The 17,026-nt window shown below is 61.4% G+C and carries 18 protein-coding genes; 2 read left to right on the top strand and 16 right to left on the bottom strand.

The window, feature by feature from the left end; translation table 11 throughout:
• Positions 1–54 precede the first annotated feature (54 nt).
• The 13 genes from CFY91_RS15470 to CFY91_RS15410 all read right to left on the bottom strand — a co-directional run bounded on the left by CFY91_RS15470 (position 55) and on the right by CFY91_RS15410 (position 10,123).
• Positions 55–828 carry a TatD family hydrolase gene (locus tag CFY91_RS15470; protein ID WP_093987277.1) on the bottom strand — a complete coding sequence of 258 codons (774 nt, stop codon included), beginning with the start codon at positions 826–828 and terminating at the stop codon, positions 55–57.
• A 72-nt stretch (positions 829–900) separates the two neighbouring features.
• Positions 901–1,257: a PilZ domain-containing protein gene (locus tag CFY91_RS15465; RefSeq protein ID WP_093987276.1), complete on the bottom strand. Its 357-nt coding sequence runs from the start codon at positions 1,255–1,257 to the stop codon at positions 901–903.
• Positions 1,258–1,292: 35 nt separating this feature from the next.
• The gene (locus CFY91_RS15460; protein WP_093987275.1) at positions 1,293–2,285 is read right to left on the bottom strand and encodes a DNA polymerase III subunit delta'; all 993 of its coding nucleotides are present in this window, start codon (positions 2,283–2,285) and stop codon (positions 1,293–1,295) included.
• Positions 2,278–2,910: a dTMP kinase gene (gene tmk / locus CFY91_RS15455; protein WP_093987274.1), complete on the bottom strand. Its 633-nt coding sequence runs from the start codon at positions 2,908–2,910 to the stop codon at positions 2,278–2,280. Before tmk ends, CFY91_RS15460 begins: the two co-directional genes overlap by 8 nt.
• Positions 2,907–3,947 carry an endolytic transglycosylase MltG gene (gene mltG / locus CFY91_RS15450; RefSeq protein WP_371870528.1) on the bottom strand — a complete coding sequence of 347 codons (1,041 nt, stop codon included), beginning with the start codon at positions 3,945–3,947 and terminating at the stop codon, positions 2,907–2,909. Before mltG ends, tmk begins: the two co-directional genes overlap by 4 nt.
• Before the next feature lie 15 nt (positions 3,948–3,962).
• The gene (gene pabC, locus CFY91_RS15445) at positions 3,963–4,778 is read right to left on the bottom strand and encodes an aminodeoxychorismate lyase (RefSeq protein ID WP_093987273.1); all 816 of its coding nucleotides are present in this window, start codon (positions 4,776–4,778) and stop codon (positions 3,963–3,965) included.
• Entirely contained in the window at positions 4,778–6,022 is a 1,245-nt protein-coding gene (gene fabF / locus CFY91_RS15440) for a beta-ketoacyl-ACP synthase II (RefSeq protein ID WP_093987272.1), read from the bottom strand. The genes pabC and fabF overlap by 1 nt, the downstream gene beginning before the upstream one ends.
• A gap of 145 nt (positions 6,023–6,167) precedes the next feature.
• Positions 6,168–6,404 carry an acyl carrier protein gene (gene acpP, locus CFY91_RS15435; protein ID WP_003283670.1) on the bottom strand — a complete coding sequence of 79 codons (237 nt, stop codon included), beginning with the start codon at positions 6,402–6,404 and terminating at the stop codon, positions 6,168–6,170.
• 189 nt (positions 6,405–6,593) lie between these two features.
• On the bottom strand, positions 6,594–7,337 hold the full coding sequence (gene fabG / locus CFY91_RS15430) for a 3-oxoacyl-ACP reductase FabG (protein ID WP_093987278.1): 744 nt from the start codon (positions 7,335–7,337) through the stop codon (positions 6,594–6,596).
• A 16-nt stretch (positions 7,338–7,353) separates the two neighbouring features.
• On the bottom strand, positions 7,354–8,292 hold the full coding sequence (gene fabD, locus CFY91_RS15425) for an ACP S-malonyltransferase (RefSeq protein ID WP_093987271.1): 939 nt from the start codon (positions 8,290–8,292) through the stop codon (positions 7,354–7,356).
• A gap of 94 nt (positions 8,293–8,386) precedes the next feature.
• A complete protein-coding gene (gene plsX / locus CFY91_RS15420) occupies positions 8,387–9,397 on the bottom strand; it encodes a phosphate acyltransferase PlsX (protein ID WP_093987270.1) in 1,011 nt (336 codons plus the stop codon).
• Positions 9,398–9,400: 3 nt separating this feature from the next.
• Positions 9,401–9,583: a 50S ribosomal protein L32 gene (gene rpmF / locus CFY91_RS15415; RefSeq protein WP_013791824.1), complete on the bottom strand. Its 183-nt coding sequence runs from the start codon at positions 9,581–9,583 to the stop codon at positions 9,401–9,403.
• 12 nt (positions 9,584–9,595) lie between these two features.
• A complete protein-coding gene (locus tag CFY91_RS15410) occupies positions 9,596–10,123 on the bottom strand; it encodes a YceD family protein (protein WP_093987269.1) in 528 nt (175 codons plus the stop codon).
• A 122-nt stretch (positions 10,124–10,245) separates the two neighbouring features.
• On the opposite strand from CFY91_RS15410, the gene CFY91_RS15405 reads away from it, so the two are divergent.
• On the top strand, positions 10,246–10,824 hold the full coding sequence (locus CFY91_RS15405; protein WP_093987268.1) for a Maf family protein: 579 nt from the start codon (positions 10,246–10,248) through the stop codon (positions 10,822–10,824).
• 2 nt (positions 10,825–10,826) lie between these two features.
• Here CFY91_RS15405 and sppA read toward each other — a convergent pair whose 3' ends face one another.
• Genes sppA through rluC form a run of 3 tightly spaced genes read right to left on the bottom strand, consistent with a single transcriptional unit; the run spans position 10,827 to position 13,435 of the window.
• Positions 10,827–11,798, bottom strand: a complete 972-nt coding sequence (gene sppA / locus CFY91_RS15400) for a signal peptide peptidase SppA (RefSeq protein WP_229727170.1) — start codon at positions 11,796–11,798, stop codon at positions 10,827–10,829.
• Positions 11,791–12,483: an HAD-IA family hydrolase gene (locus CFY91_RS15395; protein ID WP_093987266.1), complete on the bottom strand. Its 693-nt coding sequence runs from the start codon at positions 12,481–12,483 to the stop codon at positions 11,791–11,793. The genes sppA and CFY91_RS15395 overlap by 8 nt, the downstream gene beginning before the upstream one ends.
• A complete protein-coding gene (gene rluC, locus CFY91_RS15390) occupies positions 12,476–13,435 on the bottom strand; it encodes a 23S rRNA pseudouridine(955/2504/2580) synthase RluC (protein ID WP_093987265.1) in 960 nt (319 codons plus the stop codon). Before rluC ends, CFY91_RS15395 begins: the two co-directional genes overlap by 8 nt.
• 567 nt (positions 13,436–14,002) lie before the next feature.
• Here rluC and rne point away from each other — a divergent pair.
• Entirely contained in the window at positions 14,003–16,993 is a 2,991-nt protein-coding gene (gene rne, locus CFY91_RS15385) for a ribonuclease E (protein WP_093987264.1), read from the top strand.
• Positions 16,994–17,026 lie beyond the last annotated feature (33 nt).

The raw sequence follows: 17,026 nt of genomic DNA, 5'->3' as shown, positions 1-17,026 counted from the left end.
CTTAAGTGAACAGCATTACGACCAATGGTCGGGCTTTTTTATGGGCATTACCCCTCAGGGCATGCCAAACAAACGCCTGGCATTCTCCCCGGTCTGCTCGCATAGCTGCGCATAACTGACGCCACGCAAGGTCGCCAGATACTCAGCCACCTCGCGAACGTATTGCGGCAAATTGGCCTTGCCACGATGCGGAACAGGCGCCAGGTAGGGGGCATCGGTTTCCACCAGCAAACGATCGGCTGGAACCCGGCGGGCCACCTCACGCAACGCTTCGGCATTGCGGAAGGTGACGATGCCGGAAAACGAGATGTAGAAACCAATATCCAGCGCTGCCTCGGCCATCGCCCAGTCTTCGGTAAAACAGTGCAGCACCCCCGCCTGCGGCAAGGCCGCCTCGCGCAAACAGCGCAGGGTATCCTCGCGCGCCTCGCGCGTGTGCACGACCACCGGCTTGCCGGTGAGTTGCGCCGCCTCCAGGTGCAGCCTAAAGGCCGCCTGCTGCTGCTCGGCATCCTGCGGGCGATAGTGATAATCCAGCCCGGTCTCACCGATCGCCAGCACGCGCGGATGCGCCAGCGCATCCAGCAACCATTGCAGGGTGGGCGCTTGGCTATCCTGCAGGTCCAACGGATGAACACCTACCGTACAGAAGACATCCGCATAGCGCTCGGCCAGGGCTTTGACCGTTGGCGCATTGGCCACATTGATACCAATACATAGAAAACGCTGCACCCCACAGGCGCGCGCCGCCTCCAGAGCGGCATCCAGGCTACCGCCATGGGCAGCCAGATCCAGACGATCAAGGTGGCAGTGGGTATCGATCAGCATGAAAATCTCAAAACGTCAGGCAGCCGACTGCCAGCGCCAGGCCGAACCTGAGACGCCAGCTGTACAGGCTACTTACATGGTATGGGTTGGACGGTCTGACTTGAGGGCGCCAGCCAGGTAAGTTTCGATCTTGTTACGTGCGGTGTTGTCGCCATCATTGAACTGCACGCCAACCCCCGCAGCACGGCTGCCCTGGGCCCCTTTGGGAGTAATCCAGACCACCTTGCCGGCAACCGGGATTTTTTCCGGCTCGTCCATCAGGTTGAGCAACATGAACACTTCATCACCGAGCTTGTAGCTCTTATTGGTCGGAATGAACAAACCACCATTGCGAATGAACGGCATATAGGCGGCATACAACACCGACTTATCCTTGATGGTCAGGGAGAGAATCCCGTTACGCGGGCCCAGATTGGGTGGCAGACTCATGCAGCGTTCCTAGCAAACCGACAGGTTGTCCGATTCTAGCCCGAGCCCGGCAGTCTTGCCCACTGCAGCAGCAAGGCTTCGAGCAGCAGCACACGGTTGAGCGGCGCCTTACCCAGCAACTTCTGCCGCTGCTCCAACAACCAGTCCTGCATATGCAGTACCGCGGGCGTACTGCTTTTATCTGCCAGGTATTGCAATACCTTGTGCATATCCGCTGACCCCAGGGCGTCAGCATCCCCCGTCAAGTGGTAGCGCAGAAGAAGTTGCGCCCACTGGCTAAACCAGTCAAAGAGCAGAAGCAGGGGTACGTCCTTCCAACCTTCTGCCAGCTGCGTAGGCTGGGCCTGCTGTTTGAGCAGCTTCTTCACACCCTCCACCACCAGCGCACGCTGCTCCAGAACACCCTGCGCTGCCAGTTGTTGCGCACGCAGGGGCGAACCGGCGGCCAACTGCAACAACTCACCGCGCTGCTCGGCAGCCAGCTCAGGCAGCACAGCCTGCAGATAGTCCGCAGCCTGCTGCGCAGTCGGCAACGGCATAGCCTGCTGCACGCAGCGACTGCGCACCGTAGGCAGTACGCGGCTGGGCTGATCACTGAGCAGCAGCATGATGGTAGCGCCGGCGGGCTCCTCAAGACTCTTGAGGAGCGCATTGGCAGCCTGCAGAGTCATTTCCTCAACTGGCGGCTGGGCAATCAGCACCAACTTGCGCCCAGCCAGCTGAGCTGTCTGCCCGACGAAATGCACCAGCTCGCGTACCTGATCGACCCCCACACTGGCGCGATCCTCGGCCGGTTTCAGCTCAAAGCGATCCGGATGCGTACCGGCTGCCAGCAACAAGCAACCACGACAAACACCGCACGGCTGGTCGCCCAGGGGCTTTTGGCACAACAGGAAATCTGCCAGAGCGCTGGCAAAATCACGCTTCCCCGTGCCGCTTGGCCCATGCAGCAGGTAAGCATGGGCATGCTGCGGGCGGCGCGCCAATTGCTGCCACAAGCCCTGTTGCCAGGGATAGCCGTTAGCCACGGCAACGCTCCACAAGCATCGGCACCAGGCCATCAATAGCAGCCTGCACCTGCTGCAGGGACTGCGACGCATCCAGCAGACGGTAGCGCTGCGGGGCCAGCGCAGCACGCTGCAGGTAGGTCTGGCGCACTGCTTCGAAGAAGCTGCGCTGCTCCTGCTCGAAACGATCCAGCCGGCCACGCGCCGCCGCCCGCGCCAGCCCCTGTTCGACCGGCAGGTCGAAGAGCAGGGTCAGATCGGGACGCAGATCGCCTTGCACAAAACGCTCAAGCTCGGCAATGCGTTGCTGTGACAGGCCACGCCCACCGCCCTGATAAGCATAGGTTGCATCGGTAAAACGATCGCAGAGCACCACGTCCCCCCGCGCCAAAGCAGGGCGAATAACTTGCGCCAGATGCTGTGCACGGGCCGCGAAGACCAGCAGCAGCTCGGTATCAGCCGCCATGGCTTCATCGCTTGGCGCCAGCAGCAACTCACGAATACGCTCAGCCAACGGCGTACCTCCCGGCTCACGGGTCAGCAGAACCTCGATCCCTGCGGCCCGCAAACACATCGCCAGATAATCGCGATTGGTGCTCTTGCCGGCACCTTCCGGCCCTTCAAGAGTGATGAATAGTCCGTTCACCGGGCTTCCTTCGATTGTGGTGCAGGGCTGGAACGGTAGTCGGCACGGCGCTTGAGCTGATACTCACGCACGGCTCGATTGTGCTCAGCCAGGGTATTGGAAAACACGTGGCTGCCATCACCACGCGCGACAAAGTACAGGCTGCGGCCATCCTGCGGATGCAGGGCGGCATGAATGGCTTCACGCCCGACCATGGCGATCGGTGTCGGCGGCAAACCACGTATGGTGTAGGTGTTGTAGGGCGTGGGACGCCGCAGATCGGCACGGGTAATGCGCCCCCGATACGCTTCGCCCATGCCATAGATCACTGTAGGGTCGGTTTGCAGCGGCATGCCGATACGCAGACGGCGAATGAATACGCCGGCAATCTGTGCTCGCTCATGGGCAACACCGGTTTCCTTTTCGATCAGCGAAGCCATGATCAGCGCCTGGTAGGGATCGGCATAAGGCAGGTCGGCGGCACGCTGCTGCCATTCTTCTTGCAGCACGCTGGCCAGGCGCTGGTAGGCCTGACGCAGCAAATCCACATCACGCATGCCGCGCACATAGCGGTAGGTATCAGGGAAGAAACGCCCTTCCGGATGTTCGCCCCTGGCGCCCAGACGGCGCATCACGTCAGCGTCGCTCAGACCGTTCAGGGTTTGCTGAAGCTTGTCCGCGCGTGCCAGAGCCTGACGCACCTGCGCGAAGGTCCAGCCTTCTACCAGGGTCAGGTTGTATTGCACGACCTCGCCACGCTGCCATAGCGCCAGCAATTGTCCGGCACTCATCTCCGGATGTAGACGGTATTCGCCGCTGTGCAAGGCGCCATGGGCAAACTGCAGGCGCCAGCGCAACCGCAGCCACCAGGCGTCAGCCAGTACGCCCTCCTGCTCCAAACGAATCAGCAGACCGTTGGGCGTACTGCCCGGCGGCACCTCCAGCAAACGCTCATTGTTGAGCTGTAATAGCTGATCAGCCGCCGTCTGGTATTGCCAAAAGGCCCAGCCAGCCAGCAACGCCAGCAGCAACAGACCGGCCACCAGCACACGCAGCATTCTTGCTATCACCAATTACTCATCCATCAGGCGGGAAACCAGGCCCTGCAGTTTACGGGTCAGTCCCCCCACCGGCCAGTGGCTATCCGCCAACTCACGTACCGGCCAGATACCAAACAGGCTATTGCAGACAAACACTTCGTCGGCAGCCTGCAAGTCGGCCAGACTGATATCCCGGACCTGTAGTGGAATACGCAACACGGCAGCCTGCTCCAGCAGCCAGGCGCGCATGACCCCCGCCACCCCGCAGCGCTGCAGATCCGGCGTCATCAATACGCCTCCGCGCTGCAAAAACAGATTGCTCGATACGCCTTCGATGACCCGCCCCTGGGTATCGCACACCAGCCCTTCAGGAAAAGCCGAATCCTGCCATTCGGCGCGCGCCAGCACCTGCTCCAGCCGATTCAGATGCTTGATACCGGCCAGCAGTGGCTGTTCGGCCAGGCGTGTGCGACAGGCAAACAGGCGCACCCCGTCAGTCGCATGCCCAGCTGGATAGGCCGGCGTCGGTAGTCCCTGAAGGATCAGTGTTGGCTGGCAGGGATCAGGCAGCGCATAGCCACGCTGGCCGACACCCCGGGTCAGGATCAGCTTGACCACTCCGTCCTGCTGCTCGGCAATGAATGCCGTCAACTGCGCCAGCAGTTCAGCCGTCGGACAAGGCAGCCTGAGGCGCTCGCAGCCACGCTGCAGACGCGCCAGGTGCCAGTCCAGCAAGGGCGCTCGGCCCCGACGCACGGCGATGCTTTCAAACAGACCGTCGCCATAGGCCAGCCCACGATCCTGCAGGGCAAGCTGCTGGCTCGGCTGGCCATTGACCCAGCAACGCATCAGTCACGCAACCGGCGGAACAGCAGCGAACCGTTGGTACCACCAAAGCCGAACGAGTTGGACAGCACCGCATCGATCGACATGTGCCGTGCCTGATGCGGCACGAAGTCCAGATCACAGCCTTCGTCAGGCTGCTCCAGGTTGATGGTCGGCGGCGCGATCTGATCACGCAACGCCAGCACACTGAAGATTGCTTCGACCGCACCGGCAGCGCCGAGCAGGTGACCGGTCATCGATTTGGTCGAACTGACCGCCAAGCGGTAGGCATGCTCAGCGAATACCGCCTTGATCGCCGCGGCTTCGGCCAGGTCACCAGCGGCGGTCGAGGTGCCGTGGGCATTGATGTACTGGACGTCTTCAGGCTGCAAACCAGCATCGCGCAGGGCATTGCGCATGCAGCGTGCGGCACCGGCACCATCTTCCGGCGGAGAAGTCATGTGATAGGCATCGCCACTCATGCCAAAGCCCACCAGCTCCGCATAAATGGTAGCGCCACGCGCCCGCGCATGCTCCAGCTCTTCGAGAACCAGCGCTCCCGCACCGTCGGACAGGACAAAACCGTCACGATCCTTATCCCAGGGGCGACTGGCGCGAACCGGGTCGTCGTTACGCGTGGACAATGCCCGCGCCGCCGCGAATCCGCCCATCCCGAGACCACTGGTGGCCATTTCCGCACCACCGGCAATCATCACGTCGGCTTCGCCATAGGCAATATTCCGCGCGGCCATGCCAATGCAATGCGTACCCGTGGTACAGGCAGTAGCCACCGCATAGTTCGGCCCCTGCAAGCCCAGGTGAATGGACAGGAAGCCAGAGATCATGTTGATGATCGAGCCTGGCACGAAGAACGGCGAGATACGCCGGGGGCCCTGCTCCTGCAGCGACTTGCAGTTATTCTCGATATTGCTCAGGCCGCCAATCCCCGAGCCCATGGCCACGCCAATCCGCTCGCGGTTGGCATCGGTAATCTCCAGCCCCGCATCACGCATGGCCTGAAAGCCTGCAGCCATGCCGTACTGGATGAACAGATCGAGCTTGCGAGCCTCCTTGGCAGTCATGTATTGCTCGACATCGAACCCACGCACCGAGCCACCAAAGCGAGTGGAATAGGCCGACAGATCCATATGTTCGATCAGGCCGATACCGCTGCGCGCCGCCAACACGGCGGCCCAGCTGCTGGCCACATCATTGCCCAGGGGCGAAACCATGCCCAATCCGCTAACCACAACGCGTCTGCGCGACACTGCTCTGCCCTCTTCTGCCAGGCGGTCGATCGCTGTGGCGCATGCCACACCTACCGACAACCATTGAATCTGCTGATAAAGAAAAGCCGCACGCCTTTGCGGGTCGTGCGGCTCGTCCTGGTCGGATAGTCCGACGACTACATGCTTACTGCGCGTGCGCGTTGATGTAGTCGATGGCTTCCTGAACAGTGGTGATCTTCTCGGCCTGCTCGTCCGGGATCTCGGTCTCGAACTCTTCTTCCAGGGCCATCACCAGCTCGACGGTATCCAGGGAGTCCGCGCCGAGATCTTCAACGAAGGAAGCACTGTTGGTCACTTCCTCTTCTTTGACGCCCAGTTGCTCGGCGACGATTTTCTTGACGCGTTCTTCGATGGTGCTCATACCTAGTTTTCACTCCTATGGAAAATTCCGTGCTGCTGGCCTGCAGTGTATAGAAAGGGTTTTCTAATTTTCAAGCCAATGGCCTACGCCTAACCAGCAACACTTCAACAACCTGTCTATAACCAGCTGCACAGTTATAACGGATTTTAGACAGCTCTTATGACACTAATCTGACTGGCCAGGTCACATTCAGGCCATGTACATGCCGCCATTCACCGGAATAGTCGCGCCTGTCACGTAGCCCGCCGCATCGCTGGCGAGGAACGCCACCACCTTGGCGATCTCCTCGGCCTGCCCCAGCCGGCCCAGGGGGATCTGCGCCAGCATGGCGTCACGCTGCGCCTCGGTGAGTTCACGGGTCATATCGGTATCGATAAAGCCCGGCGCCACGGCATTGACGGTGATGGCCCGCGACCCCACCTCACGCGCCAGCGCACGCCCAAAACCTTCCAGACCGGCCTTGGCGGCTGCGTAGTTGACCTGACCGGCATTCCCCATCGCACCCACCACCGAGCCGACATTGATAATCCGCCCCCAACGCGCCTTGGTCATGCCACGCAGCACCGCCTTGGTCATGCGATACAGGCTGCTGAGGTTGGTATTGATGACGTCATGCCACTCTTCATCCTTCATGCGCAGCATCAGGTTGTCACGGGTAATGCCGGCATTGTTGACCAGAATCAGCGGCTGCCCCAGGTGCTGCTGGATATGTTCCAGAGTAGTCGCCACCGACTCGTCGCTGGCGACGTCCAGCACCAGACCAGCGCCCTGGATATCATGCGCCTTGAGCGTTTCGGCGATGCGTTCAGCACCTGCCGGACTGGTCGCCGTACCGATGACCACAGCCCCCTGACGCCCCAACTCCAGAGCAATCGCCTGGCCAATACCACGACTGGCACCTGTTACCAGGGCCACCTTACCTTGCAGAGTCATACGCTTCTCCTTGAGCTCAGGCCAGCGCCGCTTGCGTAGCGGCAAAGGCATCCGGGGTATCCAGGTTATGGGTCATCAGACCCTTGGCACAGCGCTTGTTAAGACCGGCCAGCACCTTGCCGGGGCCGCACTCGACCAGATCAAGCACACCCTTCCCAGCCAGATAGACCACCGACTCCACCCAGCGTACCGGGCTGTACAGCTGGGCCAGCAAATCTGCCTGCAAGGTAGCCAGATCGCCAGGAACCGCGGCGCTGACGTTCTGCACCAGGGCAATACGCGGCGCCTGCCACTGCACGGCCTGCAGCGCTTCGGCAAAACGCTCAGCCGCCGGGCGCATCAATGCGCAATGCGAAGGCACACTGACCGGCAGAGGCATGGCCCGCTTGGCACCACGCTCCTTACAGACCGCAATGGCTCGTTCGACCGCCCCCAGCGCTCCGGCAATCACCACCTGGCCAGGCGCATTGAAGTTCACGGCACTCACCACTTCGCCCTGCGCCGCTTCGGCACAGGCAGCCAGGACATCGGCATCCTCCAGACCAAGAATGGCAGCCATGCCGCCCTGCCCGGCCGGTACGGCATCCTGCATCAACTGGCCACGGCGCTCTACCAGACGCACCGCATCGGCCAGGCTCAGGCTGCCGGCAGCCACCAGGGCCGAGTACTCACCCAGGCTATGCCCGGCCACATAATCCGGTTGACGCCCGCCCTGTATCTGCCACAGACGCCACAACGCCACTGAGGCGGTGAGGATGGCCGGCTGCGTCTTGTCGGTCTGGTTCAGCAGTGCCTCGGGCCCCTGCTGGGTCAGCGACCAGAGATCATAGCCCAACGCCTCGGAAGCCTCGGCAAAAGTATCCAGGATGCTCGCCTGCTGTGCGGCAAGCTCGCCCAGCATACCCAGCGATTGCGAACCCTGGCCTGGGAAAACGAAGGCAAGTGGTGCGGACATAAGGAGTTTCCTGATCAGAATGCAACGCAAAAACGGCACCTCAGGTGCCAGAAACTGAAACATTGGATGGCCTGCCGCAGCAGGCAGTCACATCCTACAGCAGGAGATGTTCCAGGCGACCATGCAGGCGTTGCGGGAGGTTTTCCCTGATTTCCAGCAGTGCGCGACGGATAGCACTCTGGAAGGCCTCACTACCGGCGGCACCATGGCTCTTCACCACGATCCCCTGCAAACCGAGAAAGCTCGCACCGTTATGCTGCGCCGGCGCCAGATCGCCATGCAGGCGCTGCAGCAATGGCAAAGCAAGCGAGCCCAGCAGACGCGACCCCATGCTTTCGCTGAACAATGCCTCAATGCGCCGGGAAATCATGCTGGCCAATCCCTCGCTGGACTTCAGCAGGATATTGCCGACAAAACCATCGCACACCGCCACATCTGCCTCGCCACGGTAGAGACCGTCACCTTCGACAAAGCCGATATAGTTAAGCCCGCGCGCTTGCTGCAACAGACTGGCAGCCAGCTTGACCTGCTGATTGCCCTTGATTTCCTCGGTGCCCACATTAAGCAGAGCCACCCGCGGCCGCACGACTCCGCATGCCTCGGCAGCCACCGCCCCCATGACCGCGAACTGGTAAAGATGCTCGGCACTGCAATCGACATTGGCGCCCAGATCCAGCAAGTGACAGCGCCCGGTCGCCGTAGGTATGGCACTGACCATGGCAGGCCGGTCAATACCAGGCAGGGTTTTCAGCACATAGCGCGACAAGGCCATCAAGGCGCCGGTATTACCGGCACTCACACAGGCCTGCGCACGTCCGCTACGCAACAATTCCAGGGCAACGCGCATGGAGGCGTCGGGCTTGCTGCGCAGCGCCTGAGCCGGACGCTCGTCCATGCCGATCACTTCGCTGGCATGTTCGATGCACAGACGATGGCGATCCGCCGCAGGACAATCGGCAATCAATTCTTCAAGAACGGGAGAGTAGCCAACCAGGACCAGGTGCAGCGAGGGGTATTCGGCCAATGCCGCCAAGCAGGCCGGAACAATGCAGCGGGGACCGAAGTCCCCGCCCATTGCGTCAATCGCGATGACTGAGACGGACAAGGATTACTCGTCTGCGCCCTTGTCGATCACTTTGCGACCGCGGTACACGCCTTCCGGAGAAACGTGGTGGCGCAGGTGAACTTCACCGGTGCTCTTTTCAACGGACAGGGCATTCGCTTCGAGAGCGTCGTGCGAACGGCGCATGTCGCGGGCGGAACGGGATTTTTTGTTCTGCTGAACAGCCATACTGATGAACTCCTAAACGTTTGGGTCACGCTTTAACTGCGCCAATACACTGAACGGGTTGGACCGCGAAACCTCGTCCTCGCACGGCTCAGGCTCTGTAACGCCCACCGGCTGCTGGCAATCTGCTGGATCGTGGGCCGGAACAATCGGCAAGGCAAGCAGCATTTCTTCCTCGATCAGACTCAGCAGATCGAGCGGCTCCTCACCCGCTTCCAGCACGTCGTAACCTTTCGGCAGTGATTGCAGATCCGCATCCGGCTTCACTATTGCATAGTGACACTCACTGCGAATCGGCAAGGACACCGGCTCCAGGCAACGCTGGCAAATCATTTTCACCTCAGCCTGCAGCGTACTGTGCAAAAAAGCTGCACGACGCTCATCACGCCCGAAAACCAGTTTCGCGCTGACGTCACCCGCTGTATCGGCGAGTGCTTCGCTGAGCCGCTCAAAACTGGCAATGCTTGCTACGCCTTCGAGCGTAGCGCTGCGATCTGCCAACTTACGCGGATCAACCTGAGGTGGAATCGGCCCATTCAACATAGGCGCGGCATTCTAGGGATGTCCCCCTGCGCTGTCAAAACAAATTCCCCGACACCGCCCAACGGTGCCTACTCAGCGCTGCCGGCAGCCCCTACAATCACCCCTCATTCAGGAGTCCATGCATGCTGCCTCTCATTCTCGCCTCCAGCTCAGCCTATCGCCGCGACCTGCTCAAGCGCCTGCGCCTGCCTTTCACCTGGGCCAGCCCGGACATCGACGAACAGGCACTACCCGGGGAAAGCGCCGAACAACTGGTCTGTCGACTGGCGCGGAACAAAGCCTACGCGCTGGCGACCAGCCATCCACAGCACCTGATCATCGGCTCAGACCAGGTTGCCGCACTGGACGGACAGATCATAGGCAAACCGCATGACCTCCCACGTGCCAGACAACAACTGCTGAACGCCAGCGGGCGCAGCCTGGCATTTCTGACCGGATTGGCGCTACTCAACAGTCAGAGCGACTACTGCCAAGTAGCCTGCGTACCCTTCACGGTGCATTTTCGCGAACTCGACGAATCGCGCATCGACCGCTATCTGCAGGCCGAGCAACCCTTTGACTGCGCCGGCAGCTTCAAGTCGGAGGGACTCGGCATCAGCCTGTTCCGCAGCACCACAGGCGAAGACAGCACCAGCCTGATCGGCCTACCCCTGATCCGCCTGGTCGACATGCTGCTCAACGAAGGCGTGAGTATCCCCTGAGCTCAGCGCAACTGCGGCACGCCCATACCCATCCACAAGGCCAGATGCTCGGCCACACTCGTACCAAGACGTTTGGCAAAGCGATCAAGCGGCGACTGCTTGGTCGTGAAGTCAACGATGCGCTTCTCCCCCACCACCTCACGAGCTACGTAACTGCTGCTGCCCAGGCCATCGACCAAGCCCAGGCGCAGCGCCTGCTCGCCGGACCAGACCAGCCCGGAAAACAACTCCGGATGCTCGGCACTCTTCAGACGCTCGCCGCGCCCCTGCTTGACACTGTCAATGAACTGCTGATGCGTAGTCGCCAGCACCTCACCCCAAAAACGCCGCTCGTCCTCTTTCTGCGGCTGGAAGGGATCGAGGAACGCCTTGTGCTCACCAGCGGTATACACGCGCCGCTCCACACCCAGGCGCTGCATGGCTTCGACAAAGCCAAAACCGGCCGCAGTTACCCCGATAGACCCCACCAGACTGGCCTTGTCGGCATAGATCTGATCAGCCGCACTGGCAATGTAATAGGCACCCGAGGCCCCCAGATCAGTAATCACCGCGTAGACCTTGATCTGCTCATGCTCAGCACGCAGGCGGCGTATTTCGTCGTAGATATAGCCCGACTGCACCGGACTACCGCCAGGGCTATTGATGCGCAGAATCACTGCCTTGGTCTGCTCGTCCTTGAAGGCGGCACGCAGGCTACTTATCACATTGTCGGCACTGGCCAACTCATCAGCAGCGATCATGCCACGCACCTCGATCAGCGCGGTATGCGACTTACCTGCCGAGGCAGCGCGATCCAGCTGCAACAAAGGTGAAAACAGGGCCAGTGCTACAAACAGATAGGTAAAGGTCAACAGCTTGAAGAAAATCCCCCAGCGCCGCGCTCGGCGCTGCTCCTGCACACCAGCCAACGCTGCTTTTTCCAACAACTGCCAGGCTTTCTTCTGCTCGTCAGCCAGCTCTTTCCATTCAGACATACTCATGCTCCCGTTTGACCTCACGGTCCAGCGGCACGCCCAACCAGGCACGCAGCTGATCAAAATGTTCAATTTCCAGATGCGGCGCATCTTCGCGCAGGCTCGCCAGCGATTGCGCGCCATAGCCCACCGCCACCGCATGAACCCCGGCGTTATGCGCCATCTGCAGATCGAAGCGCGAATCTCCGACCATCAATGCCCGGTGTGCCGGCACACCACAATGCGCAAGAATCTCCTCCAGCATCTGCGGATGAGGCTTGCTCGAGGTCTCATCCGCGCAGCGGGTAATATCGAAGAAATCCAGCCAGCCTCGCCGGGCCAAGACCTGATGCAGACCACGACGACTCTTGCCCGTGGCAACAGCCAGCTGCAAGCCCTCCCGGCGAAAGGCCTGCAACGCCTCGGCAACCCCTGGAAAGAGCGGCGAAGGCTGCTCCTCCAAAGCCAGGTAATGATCAGCATAAGCCTGACGAAAACGCTCACGGCCAAGCGGATCATCGAACTGCGGGTACAGCACATCAATCGCTCGCGACAGACTCAGACCAATGATGGCCTTGATCGGTTCAGCGGACAGAGGCGGCAACTCGCAACAGGCCGCGGCCACCTGAATCGACTCGACGATACGAGCAATCGAGTCGACCAACGTACCGTCCCAGTCAAAGATCAGCAGGCGAAAGTCACTCACTCAGGCGCTCCAGCGTTTGCCCCCACATGTCATCGACGGGCGCTTCCAGCTTCAACTCGCCCCCTTCCGGGAGCGGCACACGCAGCGCATGAGCATGCAGAAACAGGCGCTTGCCACCCAACTCACGCACCTCACGAGTAAAGTCATCATCACCATACTTGCTGTCACCAGCGATGGCATGCCCGGCATGCCGGGCATGCACACGGATCTGGTGAGTACGCCCGGTCACCGGACTGGCCTCCACCAGGGTGGCAAACTCACCGAAGCGACGCACGACCCGAAACAGCGTCAAGGCATCCTTGCCCTCGACATTGACCTCCACCATGCGTTCGCCAGAGCGCAGATTGCTCTTCATCAGTGGCGCCCGCACCTGCTTCTTCACAGCCGGCCAACTGCCGCGCACCAGCGCCAGGTAACGCTTATCCACCCCGTCGCCACGCAGAGCCTCATGCAAATGGCGCAGCATGCTGCGCTTCTTGGCAATCATCAGCAGCCCGGAGGTATCCCGATCCAGGCGATGCACCAGCTCGATATCCTTGGACTCCGGACGCAGCTGGCGAAACGCCTCGATCACCCCGTAGTTCAGGCCGCTGCCACCATGCACGGCGATACCGGCAGGCTTGTTCAGCACAATGAGCGCCTTGTCCTCATAGACAATGGCGGCCTCCAGCCGCTCAAGCAGACCTTGCGCCAATGGCGCAGGCTCATCACGCTCAGCCAGACGCAAGGGCGGCACGCGAATGACATCTCCCGCCTGCAGCTTGTAGTCCGGCTTGATACGCCCCTTGTTAACCCGCACCTCACCCTTGCGCAGGATGCGGTAAACCAGGGTCTTGGGTACGCCCTTAAGCTGGGCACGCAGATAGTTGTCGATACGCTGGCCGGCATGATCCGGCGCCACCTCGAGCAGCTGAACGCTACTGGTGATGGCAGGAGAAGAGGTCGTGGTCATCGTCGGATAATACAATTTTTATGCAATTGAAGCACTTAAAGATTGGTGATAGAGTCGGGAACGCCGCTTCGTGCGGCCCGGTGAACGCGAGCCAGCAATCAGGCGGCAACACACCGCGAGCAACCCCATTCAGGACGTCAGGCCGTCCCCGCTGCAGCTGCCAGATCGACTGGTAACTGAGCGAAATCCAAGCCTTGAGTTACGACGCGCGATGCCTGCCACGGTCACCCCTGGCAGCATTGCGATAAATTGCAACCCGCTCCGGATTCAGTGAGCGGCACCCGATTTTCAAGGAACCGTGTAGGGTGGAGATGCACAACCGGCAAACTGCGTAGTACGGCTTCTTTCCCTGCTTTTCCGTCCGCCTGCCGGCTGATTCCTCCTCCTGATTGAGCGCCTGCCACAACCCTGGCAGGCAGGAGACGCAGTCGCGGCCAGGGCCTATCGAGCCCGAAGCTGCTGGACCCAACCTCGGCATGGCCGCAGGTTGACGCGCACCAGACATCGACCATGAGAGTCGTGTGTGCCGAACGCCGTTTCCGGTAGCCCGGAAACCCTTGGTACAACATGAAAAGAATGCTGATCAACGCAACTCAACCCGAAGAGTTGCGTGTAGCCCTGGTAGACGGCCAGAAGCTCTACGACCTGGATATCGAATCCGGAGCCCGCGAGCAAAAGAAGGCCAACATCTACAAAGGCCGCATTACCCGCGTCGAGCCCAGCCTGGAGGCTGCCTTCGTCGACTTTGGCGCCGAGCGCCACGGCTTCCTGCCGCTCAAGGAAATCTCCCGCGAGTACTTCCTGAAAACCCCCGAAGGCCGCGTCAACATCAAGGACGTGCTGAAGGAAGGCCAGGAAGTCATCGTCCAGGTCGAGAAGGAAGAGCGTGGCAACAAGGGCGCCGCCCTGACCACCTTTATCAGCCTGGCCGGTCGCTACCTGGTGCTGATGCCCAACAACCCGCGCGCGGGCGGTATCTCCCGACGCATCGAAGGTGAAGAGCGCAACGAGCTGCGTGAAGCGCTCAACGGCCTCAACGCCCCCGCCGACATGGGGCTGATCGTCCGTACTGCGGGCCTGGGTCGCTCCAGCGAAGAGCTGCAACTGGACCTCGACTACCTGATCCAGCTGTGGACGGCCATCACCGATGCCTCCAAGCAGGGCCCGGCCCCCTTCCTGATCTATCAGGAATCCAACGTCATCATCCGTGCGATCCGTGACTACCTGCGCCAGGACATCGGCGAAGTACTGATCGACAGCGTGGAAGCACAGGATGAAGCACTGACCTTCATTCAGCAGGTCATGCCGCAGTACGCCAGCAAGGTCAAGCTGTACGAAGACAGCGTACCGCTGTTCAATCGCTTCCAGATCGAAAGCCAGATCGAGACGGCCTTCCAGCGCGAAGTCAAACTGCCCTCCGGCGGCTCCATCGTCATCGATCCGACCGAAGCGCTGGTGTCCATCGATATCAACTCGGCGCGCGCCACCAAGGGTGGTGACATCGAAGAAACCGCCCTGCAGACCAACCTGGAAGCTGCCGAGGAAATTGCGCGCCAGTTGCGCCTGCGCGATATCGGCGGCCTGATCGTCATCGACTTCATCGACATGACCCCGGTGAAAAACCAGCGTGCCGTGGAAGAGCGCATGCGCGAAGCCCTGGAAGCGGACCGCGCGCGCGTGCAAATCGGCCGCATCTCGCGCTTCGGCCTGCTGGAAATGTCGCGCCAGCGTCTGCGCCCCTCGCTGGGCGAGACCAGCGGCATCGTTTGCCCGCGCTGTAACGGCCAGGGCATCATCCGCGACGTCGAATCGCTGTCACTGGCCATCCTGCGCCTGATCGAGGAAGAAGCCCTCAAGGATCGCACCGCCGAAGTGCGTGCCCAGGTGCCGATTCCGGTGGCTGCGTTCCTGCTCAATGAGAAGCGCAACAGCATCACCAAGATCGAGCTGCGCTCACGCGCGCGCATCGTCATCCTGCCCAACGACCATCTGGAAACACCGCACTTCGAAGTGCAGCGCCTGCGTGATGACAGCCCCGAGGCCCTGAACGGCCAGAGCAGCTATGAAATGACCAAGGCCGAGGTCGAAGAAGCTCAGCCGGTCAGCGCCACCCGCACCCTGGTACGCCAGGAAGCCGCTATCAAGACCACCCCGCCGCGCCCGGCAGCACCACAACCAGCCGCACCGCTGGTCGCGGAAACCGCGCCGGTACAGCCCAGCCTGTTCAAGGGCCTGGTCAAGTCGCTGGTCAGTCTGTTTGCCGGCAAGCAGGAAGAGCAGGTAGTCATCGAAGCACCGGTGGAGCGCAAGCCGCGCACCAGCGAGGAGCGCCGTAACGGCCGCCAACAGGGTCGCAATCGTGACCGCGATGGTCGCGCCAATCGCAATGGCCGCGATGAAGAGCGCAAGCCACGCGAAGAGCGCGCTACACGCGAAGAACGTCAACCCCGCGAGGAGCGTGCTCCGCGCGAAGAGCGTGCCCCACGTGAGGAACGCACACCGCGCGAAGAGCGTCAGCCTCGCGAGGAGCGTGCACCGCGCGAAGAGCGTCAGCCCCGTGAAGAACGCGCACCGCGCGAAGCTCAGGATGGCAACAACCGCCGCGAGCGTGGCAATCGTGAAGAACGCCGCCCGCGTGAGCTGCGCGAAGCGCTGGAAACACCAGAAGCCCGCAACAGCGAGGAGCGTACCGAACGCAAGCCTCGCGAAGAACGTGCACCACGTCCGCAGCGTGAAGAGCGTGCATCACGCCAGGAAGCAGCCGTCAGCAACAGCAGTGACGAAGAGCTGCTGGAACAGACGGAGATGTTCGAGGACGAGCAGGACAATGCTGAGGCAGGCGAACGCCCGCGCCGTCGTTCGCGCGGCCAGCGTCGCCGTAGCAACCGCCGCGAGCGTCAGCGTGATGCCGACGGCAACCTGATCGAAAGCAGCGAAGAGGGCACTGCCCAGGCTTCGAGCGAAGACAGCAACGCCGCCGCCCAGGCTGACACACCGACCGAGCAGTCGCCAGCAAACAGCCCAGCTGTTGCTGCGGACACTGCCCAGCAACAGCCGGCAGCAGAAACCGTCGAGCAACCTGCCAGTGACACGCCAGCCGAGGCGCAGACTGAGCAACCCGTTGCCGAGGTTGCTGTTGAACCTGCTCACGCCGTACAGATCGAGCCTGTCGTCACCGCGCAAACGGACGCACAAACCGTGCAACCCAGCGCAGCGCCACAAGCGGTCGAGGCCCTTGAAGCGTCAGCAGCCATCGCCGAACCGGCGGCAGCCCCTGTCGCCGCAACCAGCGCCGCGCCGGTCACCAGCAGCGGACGCGCACCCAACGACCCGCGTGAAGTGCGTCGTCGTCAGCGCGAAGAGGCCGCCGCAGCTGCAGCTGCTGCTCTGGCAGCCAGCCAGCCGGCCAACAGCGAGGAAAGCCAGCCTGCCAGCGACAGTGCCATCAGCAGCATCGTAGCGCCTGAAGCTACCGAAGCTACCGAAGCTACCGAAGCTACCGAAGCTACCGAAGCTACCGAAGCTACCGAAGCTACCGAAGCTACCGAAGCAACCTAAGCCACGCCATCTATTCAGTCAACAGAGACTAAG

Source organism: Pseudomonas fluvialis (genome assembly GCF_002234375.1).
GTDB lineage: Bacteria > Pseudomonadota > Gammaproteobacteria > Pseudomonadales > Pseudomonadaceae > Aquipseudomonas > Aquipseudomonas fluvialis.
Note: the sequence above shows the minus strand (reverse complement) of the source record. Positions and strands in the feature narration are given on the sequence as shown.